Origin of the sequence: Kytococcus sp. HMSC28H12 (assembly GCF_001816045.1) — a bacterium.
GTDB classification, from domain to species: domain Bacteria; phylum Actinomycetota; class Actinomycetes; order Actinomycetales; family Dermatophilaceae; genus Kytococcus; species Kytococcus schroeteri.
On record NZ_KV824349.1, the window covers coordinates 1 to 1,599 of the forward strand.

The window sequence follows — 1,599 nt, forward strand, 5'->3', positions numbered from 1 at the left end:
TCGCGGGTGGCCGGGTCGCGGACCACCACGAAGCGCCACGGCTGGGAGTGCCCCACCGACGGCGCTGCGTGCCCGGCGGCGAGCACCTCGCGCACCAGCTCCTCGGGCACCGGGTCGGGGCGGAACCGGCGGATGTCACGCCGGGCGCCCAGCACGTCCTCCAGCGCGGCGCGCACCTGCTCCCCCATCGACCAGCCGGAGGGGTCGGCGGCCCGCTGCGCCGCGGAGCTGGGGTCCCCGATGCGGGGAGTGGGGCGGGGTGGTTCCATCACTCCTCCAGGTCGCCCTCGACGTCGAGGTACACCTGCTGCATCTGCTGCAGGAGCTCGGCGTCCGGCTCCTCCCACAGGCCACGCTCGGCGGCCTCGTGCAGCTTCTCGATGATGCCGCGCAGCGCCCAGGGGTTGGCGTGGGTCATGAAGGCGCGGTTCTCCTCGTCGAGCACGTAGGAGCGGGCGGTCTGCTCGTACATCCAGTCCGGCACCACGTGGCTCGTGGCGTCGAAGCCCACGAGGTAGTCCACGGTGGCGGCCAGCTCGAAGGCGCCCTTGTAGCCGTGGCGCTGCATGGCGGAGATCCACCGCGGGTTGACCACGCGGGCCCGGAAGATGCGGGAGGTCTCCTCGGCCAGGGTGCGGGTGCGCACCACGTCCGGCGAGGTGGAGTCACCCACGTACGCGGCCGGTGCCGTGCCGGTGAGCGCCCGCACGGTGGCCACCATGCCGCCGTGGTACTGGAAGTAGTCGTCGGAGTCGAGGATGTCGCTCTCGCGGTTGTCCACGTTCTTGGCCGCCACGGTGATGCGGCGGTAGTTGCGCTCCATGTCCTCGCGCGCCGGGGCGCCGTCCAGGTCACGGCCGTAGGCGTACCCGCCCCAGGTGGTGTACACCTCGGCCAGGTCGGCGTCGTCCCGCCAGGTGCCGGACTCCATCACCTGCAGCAGGCCGGCGCCGTAGGTGCCCGGCTTGGAGCCGAACACGCGCGTCCTCGCGCGCCGGGCGTCGCCGTGCTCGGCGAGGTCGGCCAGGGCGTGCTTGCGGGGGAAGTTCATCTCCTCGGGCTCGTCGAGGTCCACCACCAGGGCCACCGCGTCGTCCAGCAGGTCGATGACGTGCGGGAAGGCGTCGCGGAAGAAGCCCGAGATGCGCACCGTGACGTCGATGCGGGGGCGCCCCAGCTCCTCCAGGCCGATGGGCTCCAGCCCCACCACGCGACGGGACTGCTCGTCCCACACCGGCGTGACGCCGAGGAGCGCGAGCACCTCGCCGATGTCGTCGCCCGAGGTGCGCATGGCCGAGGTGCCCCAGGCCGAGAGCCCCACCGACTCGGGGTACTCCCCGGAGTCCGCCAGCGCCCGCTCCACGAGCGAGGTGGCCATGGCCGTACCCGTCTGGTAGGCCAGCTGGCTGGGGATGGCCTTGGGGTCCACCGAGTAGAAGTTGCGGCCCGTGGGCAGCACGTTGACCAGCCCGCGCAGGGGCGAGCCGCTGGGCCCGGCCGGGGTGTACCCGCCGTCCAGGGCGTGGAGCACGGCGTCCATCTCGCCCGGCGTCTGCGCCAGGCGGGGCACCACCTGGGTGCAGGCGAACTGCAGCGCGG

Annotated in this window: 2 protein-coding genes; both read right to left on the reverse strand. The window is 73.2% G+C overall.

The features are described 5' to 3' along the window. Positions 1–269 (reverse strand): nitroreductase family protein (locus HMPREF3099_RS03455; RefSeq protein ID WP_202816673.1); only part of this gene is annotated, 269 nt, incomplete at its 3' end. After that, on the reverse strand, positions 269–1,599 hold a 1,331-nt coding region (locus HMPREF3099_RS03460), incomplete at its 5' end, for a cobaltochelatase subunit CobN (protein ID WP_202816674.1). The genes HMPREF3099_RS03455 and HMPREF3099_RS03460, both read right to left, overlap by 1 nt.